This window comes from Methylobacterium aquaticum (assembly GCF_001043915.1).
GTDB classification, from domain to species: Bacteria; Pseudomonadota; Alphaproteobacteria; order Rhizobiales; family Beijerinckiaceae; genus Methylobacterium; species Methylobacterium aquaticum.
The window spans coordinates 21,370-27,510 of sequence record NZ_LABX01000176.1 but is presented as its reverse complement, the minus strand read 5'-3'; the positions used below and the strand labels follow the sequence as shown (position 1 = coordinate 27,510).

The window sequence follows — 6,141 nt, the reverse complement described above, 5'->3', positions numbered from 1 at the left end:
CTCCGCCCCAGAGGGCTCCCCCTCACCTCCGGCGCCTCTCCCCTCCCCGGTGCGGATCGCGACCGAGGGCGGCCGCCCGCCGTTCAACTACGTCGAGGACGGCAAGCCGGCGGGCTTCGAGGTCGCCCTGGCCCAGGCCCTGTGCGCGGAGGCCAAGCTCACCTGCACGATCGTGCTCCACCAGTGGGACGGCATCATCAAGGGCCTGGAGACGGGCGAGTACGACGCCATCATGGCGGCGATGGCGATCACCCCGAAGCGGGCCGCCCGCATCGCCTTCACCCGGCCGTATCTCCGCATCCCCTTCGCCTACGTGGCGCGCCGGGACACCGCGTTGCCGAATCCGGATCCGGCGACCCTGAAGGGCCGCACGATCGGCGTGGCGGCGCACGGGCCGCAGGTTGCCTACCTGGAACAGCGGGTGCCGGGCGCCGAGATCCACACCTTCGATACCCTCGCCGACGCGACCCTCGATCTCCGGGCCGGCCGGGTCGATCTCGTGCTCGGCGACAAGCTCGACCTCGCCACCTTCCTCGCCCGGCCCGAGGGCGATGCCTGCTGCCGGTTCGTCGGCGAGGTTCCGGCGGGCGAGCCACTGCTGGGCGAGGGCGTCGGCATCGGCCTGCGCAAGGGCGAGACCGCCCTGCGCGAGACGTTCGAGCGGGCGCTCGCCGCGCTGATCGCGGACGGACGCTACGACCGCATCCGGGCGGCCTACATCCCGTTCGACACGAAGTGACGGCCACGCCTCACGAACGGGATCGTTCGTGGCGAGGCGGCGCGCTGGTTTGACGGGCGCGGGGCCGGCTCACTACACCGGTGGCCGATCGCCGGGATAACGGCGTGGGAGGACGAGCGCATGGCAAAGGTCGCGTTTCTGGGTCTCGGCGTGATGGGGGGGCCGATGGCCCGTCACCTCGCCGCCAAGGGCCACGACGTCACGGTCTACAACCGCACCAAGGCCAAGGCCGACGAGTGGGTGAAGGCCCATGGCGGCAGGGCCGCGGCGACGCCCCGGGAGGCAGCGGAGGGCCAGGAGATCGTGTTCGCCTGCGTCGGCAACGACGACGACCTGCGCCAGGTCACGACCGGGCCGGAGGGCGCCTTCGCGGCGATGGGCAAGGGGATGGTCTTCGTCGACCACACCACCGCCTCGGCGGAAGTGGCCCGCGAGCTGTCCGAGGCGGCCGGGAAGGCCGGGTTCGGCTTCATCGACGCCCCGGTCTCCGGCGGCCAGGCCGGCGCCGAGAACGGCGTGCTCACCGTGATGTGCGGCGGCGATGCGGACACCTTCGCGCGGGTCGAGCCGGTGATCGCGTCTTACGCCCGCGCCTGCCGGCTTTTGGGACCGGTCGGGGCCGGCCAGCTCGCCAAGATGATGAACCAGATCTGCATCGCGGGCCTGGTTCAGGGCCTGTCGGAGGCGGTGCATTTCGGCAAGCAGGCCGGGCTCGACATCGAGGCGGTGCTCGACGTGATCTCCAAGGGCGCCGCCGGCTCCTGGCAGATGGAGAACCGCGGCAAGACCATGAATGCCGGCAAGTTCGACTTCGGCTTCGCCGTCGACTGGATGCGCAAGGACCTGTCGATTGTCCTGGCCGAGGCCCGCCGCAACAAGGCCAAGCTGCCGGTGACCGCCCTCGTCGACCAGTTCTACGCCGAGGTGCAGAGCATGGGCGGCGGGCGCTGGGACACGTCGAGCCTGATCGCCCGGCTGGAGAAGTGAGAGCGTCGGCGCAAGTCTAACACCGTTCGTCTCACCCTCCTTGTCGTTCCGGGGCCGCGAAAGCGGAGCCCGGAACCGCAGGTGAGAAACAATCGGGCGGAACGCTGACCGTTTTGTCCTGAACGTCCTGAGATTCCGGATCCCGGGCTCTCGCCTCCGGCGAGCCCCGGGATGACCCTGTGTGGTGGAAATCCCAGCGCGACAGCGTCGCCTCTACTTCCCCACCAGACACCCCACCGCCTTGCGCCAACCCGCCAGCCGCCGCTCGCGCAAGGTCGGCTCCATCGCCGGGGCGAAGCGGCGCTCCAGACGCCAATGGTCGGCGAAGTTCTCGGGCTCCGGGTAGAGGCCGCAGGCGAGGCCAGCGAGATAGGCCGCCCCCAGCGCCGTCGTCTCCTTCACCTCCGGCCGGTCGACGGGGGCGGCCAGCAAGTCGGCGAGGCGCTGCATCGTCCAGTCCGAGGCGACCATGCCGCCATCGACCCGCAGCACCGTGGCACTCCCCTCCCCGTCCGGCCAATCGGCCCGCATGGCGGCGAGCAGGTCGGCGGTCTGGTAGCAGACGCTCTCCAGCGCCGCGCGGGCGAGTTCGGCCGGTCCCGTGCCGCGGGTCAGCCCGAACAGGGCGCCGCGGGCGTCGGGCTCCCAGTGGGGCGCGCCGAGACCGACGAAGGCCGGCACCAGATAGACCTCCTGCGCCGGGTCGGCCCGCTCGGCGAGCGCGCCCGTCTCGGCCGCCGACGCGATGACGCCGAGCCCGTCGCGCAGCCACTGCACCGCGGCCCCGGCGACGAAGATCGAGCCCTCGAGCGCGTAGGTGCGTTGGCCGTTCAACTGATAGGCGATGGTGGTGAGGAGCTTGTTCTTCGAGGCGACCGGCTGGGCGCCGGTATTGAGGAGCGCGAAGCAGCCGGTGCCGTAGGTCGACTTGACCATGCCGGGCCGGAAGCAGGCCTGGCCGACCACCGCCGCCTGCTGGTCGCCGGCGACGCCCCGGATCGGGATCGCGGCGCCGAACAGATCCGGGTCGGTCTCGCCGAAATTCCCTGAGGAATCGCGCACCTCCGGCAGCATCGAGGCCGGCACGCCCAAAAGCCCCATCAGTTCCTCGTCCCAGACGCCGCGATGGATGTCGAAGAGCAGGGTGCGCGAGGCATTGGTGGCGTCGGTGACGTGGAGCCGGCCGCCGGTGAGGCGCCACAGGAGATACGAATCGACGGTGCCGAAGGCCAGTTCACCGGCCTCCGCCCGGGCGCGGGCGCCCGGCACGTTGTCGAGGATCCAGGCGATCTTGGTGCCGGAGAAATAGGGGTCGAGGATCAGGCCGGTCTTGCCCGTCACCAGCGGCTCGTGGCCGGCCTCCTTCAGGCGGGCGCAGATGCCGGCCGAGCGCCGGTCCTGCCAGACGATGGCGCGGTGCACCGCCTCGCCGGTGCGCCTGTCCCAGACCAGCGTCGTCTCGCGCTGGTTGGTGATGCCGATCGCCGCCACGTCCCGCGCCGTCACCCCGGCCTGCGTCATCGCCGCCCGGCAGGTCTCGAGCGTCGTGCGCCAGAGATCCTCGGGCTCGTGCTCGACCCAGCCCGAGGCCGGGAAATGCTGCGGGAACTCGGCCTGGGCGAGGCCGGCGATCGAGGTGTCGGGCCGGAACAGCAGGGCGCGCGAGGAGGTGGTGCCCTGGTCGATGGCGAGGATGAGGGAGGACATCGGAGGCTCTTTCGCGCAGTTGCGGCGAATCTAATCAGACTTGCGTTGGCAAGCCAACGCTTCGTCCGCTTAGGGTCTTGGTTTGTCGCAGATTTTTGTCGCAAAACCGGCAACCACTTTTGCGAAATCTGCTTAGAGGGGCGGCGGCTCCAGCGTGGCGAGGCCGAAGGCGGAGGCCGCCCGGCTCAAGCGTGCGTCGAAGGTCGCGAAGGGCAGACCGGTGACCTGCAGGAGCGCGAGGTGCAGGGCGTCGGGACCGCGCACGCCAAGGGCGGCGTCCTCGACGATGCTGCGGGCGCGGGCGAACATCTGCCGGGTGATGGTCAGCGGGCGGCCGCGGGCCTTACGCCAGGCGTCGAACTCGCTGACGGCATTGCGGCCGAGAGCATCACTGAGCGTCCGTTCTCTGACGAGGCGCGAGATCGTGGCGGAGAACTCCAGAACCACGAGGTCCGACACGACTGGCGTCACATCCGGCGAAGAGATCCAGGTTCTGATCCGGATGCTCTGCGGTTCGAGGATGATGACTGGCACCAGAACGTTGGTGTCACAATAAACTCGGCTCACAAGCACTCATCTCTCATCTGACGGATGAGAGCCGTCGAGTCGAAGGGCTTGAGCGGGATGACTTGGTTCGCCTTTATGCGATCCATCTCCTCCTTGGTCATCGGCCGCGGCTCGGCTGGGACGAGTTGAACAAGGTCCTCGTCGAGCCGGGTGATGATGACCTCTTCGCCCTCGGTCGCCTTGGCGAGGAGTTCGGGCAGGCGGGCGATGGCGTCTTCCAGCGAGTAGTAGGCCATGACAACCTCCGTGGTAGCGTCGGCCGCCAGAATAGCGGAATCCGACCGCCCGCGGAAAGGAGAGCCGGGGCTTGAGCGCCCCGGCTCCCTCGGCATCAGCCGCGCTTCGGCGGCGAAGCCGGCCAGCTCTTGATCAGGGTGTCGTAATCGACGGTCTCACCCTTCGGCTTCTCGTCGGCGAGCTTGCGCTGGGGGGCGAGCGTGCCGTCCTTCTTGGCCTGCTCGTACCAGTGCTCGGCCGAGGTCTTGGGGTTCAGCTTCGGGCCGCACTCGCCCTGCACCTTCGAGCGCTCCAGGCGCGCCATCACATCGTCCTGGGCCGCGGCGAGCGCGTCCATCGCCGCCTGCGGGGTCTTGGCGCCCGATGAGGCGTCGCCGATGTTCTGCCACCAGAGCTGCGCCAGCTTGGGATAGTCCGGCACGTTCACACCGGTCGGGGTCCACTGCGTGCGGGCCGGCGACCGGTAGAACTCGACCAGGCCGCCGAGCTTCGGCGCCCGCTCGGTGAAGGACTTGTCCCAGATGTCGCTCTCACGGATGAAGGTGAGGCCGACATGGCTCTTCTTCAGGCTGACGGTCTTCGAGACGATGAACTGCTGGTAGAGCCAGGCCGCCTTGCGGCGGTCGAGGGGGGTCGACTTCAGCAGGGTGAGCGAGCCGGCATCCTGGTAGCCGAGCTTCATGCCGTCCTTCCAGTACGGGCCCTTCGGCGAGGGCGCCATGCGCCATTTCGGCGTGCCGTCCTGGTTCATCACGGGCAGGCCCGGCTTGACCATGTCGGCCGTGAAGGCGGTGTACCAGAACATCTGCTGGGCGACGTTGCCCTGCGACGGCACCGGGCCAGACTCCGAGAAGGTCATGCCGGCGGCCTGCGGCGGGGCGTACTTCTTCAGCCACTCGACGTACTTCGTCACCGAGTAGACCGCCGCCGGGCCGTTGGTGTCGCCACCCCGCTCGATCGAGGAGCCGACCGGGCGGCAGCCCTCCATGCGGATGCCCCACTCGTCGACCGGCTTGCCGTTCGGGATGCCCTTGTCGCCGTTGCCGGCCATCGACAGCCACGCATCGGTGAAGCGCCAGCCCAGCGACGGGTCCTTCTTGCCGTAGTCCATGTGGCCATAGACCTTGACGCCGTCGATCTCCTTCACGTCGTTGGTGAAGAAATCGGCGATGTCCTCGTAGGCCGACCAGTTGACCGGCACGCCGAGTTCGTAGCCGTACTTGGCCTTGAACTTCTGCTTGAGATCGGCCCGGGTGAACCAGTCGTAGCGGAACCAGTACAGGTTGGCGAATTGCTGGTCGGGAAGCTGGTAGAGCTTGTTGTCCGGGCCGGTGCCGAAGGACTTGCCGATGAAATCGTCGAGGTCGAGGGTCGGCGAGGTGACGTCCTTGCCCTCACCCGTCATGAAGTCGGACAGCGCCACGGTCTGGCCGTAGCGGAAATGGGTGCCGACGAGGTCGGAATCGTTGATCCAGCCGTCGTAGATGTTCTTGCCCGACTGCATCTGGGTCTGGATCTTCTCGACCACGTCGCCCTCCTGGAGGAGGTCGTGGCGCACCTTGATCCCGGTGATCTCGGTGAACGCCTTCGCGAGGGTGCGGGCCTCGTATTCGTGGGTGGTGATGGTCTCGGAGACGAAGTTGATCTCCATGCCGGCGAAGGGCTTCGCCGCATCGACGAACCACTGCATCTCCTTGAGCTGCTCGTCCTTCGACAGGGTCGAGGGCTGGAACTCGGTGTCGACCCAGCGCTTGGCCTCCTCCATGCCGGCGAAGGCGTGGCCGGCGGCGAGGCTCAAGACGAGCGCGCTCGCGGCCGTCAGCAATCCGTGGCGTTTCATCGTGGTTGTCCTCCCTTTAGGTGGTTGTCGGCCCGTCTGGTGCCGGCTGGATGCCGGACGTGGC

At 68.6% G+C, this 6,141-nt stretch carries 6 protein-coding genes; 2 read left to right on the top strand and 4 right to left on the bottom strand.

Annotated elements, in window-relative coordinates; translation table 11 throughout:
• Both VP06_RS22100 and VP06_RS22095 read left to right on the top strand, forming a co-directional pair.
• On the top strand, positions 1–739 hold a 739-nt coding region (locus VP06_RS22100), incomplete at its 5' end, for an ABC transporter substrate-binding protein (protein ID WP_048465949.1).
• Between the two features lie 120 nt (positions 740–859).
• On the top strand, positions 860–1,726 hold the full coding sequence (locus VP06_RS22095; protein ID WP_048465943.1) for an NAD(P)-dependent oxidoreductase: 867 nt from the start codon (positions 860–862) through the stop codon (positions 1,724–1,726).
• Positions 1,727–1,939: 213 nt separating this feature from the next.
• On the opposite strand, the gene glpK is transcribed toward VP06_RS22095, so the two are convergent.
• The 4 genes from glpK to VP06_RS22075 all read right to left on the bottom strand — a co-directional run bounded on the left by glpK (position 1,940) and on the right by VP06_RS22075 (position 6,077).
• Positions 1,940–3,433, bottom strand: a complete 1,494-nt coding sequence (glpK, locus tag VP06_RS22090; RefSeq protein WP_048465942.1) for a glycerol kinase GlpK — start codon at positions 3,431–3,433, stop codon at positions 1,940–1,942.
• Between the two features lie 132 nt (positions 3,434–3,565).
• Entirely contained in the window at positions 3,566–4,000 is a 435-nt protein-coding gene (locus VP06_RS22085) for a type II toxin-antitoxin system VapC family toxin (protein ID WP_280950235.1), read from the bottom strand.
• A complete protein-coding gene (locus VP06_RS22080; protein ID WP_048465948.1) occupies positions 3,997–4,236 on the bottom strand; it encodes a type II toxin-antitoxin system Phd/YefM family antitoxin in 240 nt (79 codons plus the stop codon). The genes VP06_RS22085 and VP06_RS22080 overlap by 4 nt, the downstream gene beginning before the upstream one ends.
• A 95-nt stretch (positions 4,237–4,331) precedes the next feature.
• A complete protein-coding gene (locus VP06_RS22075) occupies positions 4,332–6,077 on the bottom strand; it encodes an ABC transporter substrate-binding protein (RefSeq protein WP_048465940.1) in 1,746 nt (581 codons plus the stop codon).
• Between the last annotated feature and the right edge of the window lie 64 nt (positions 6,078–6,141).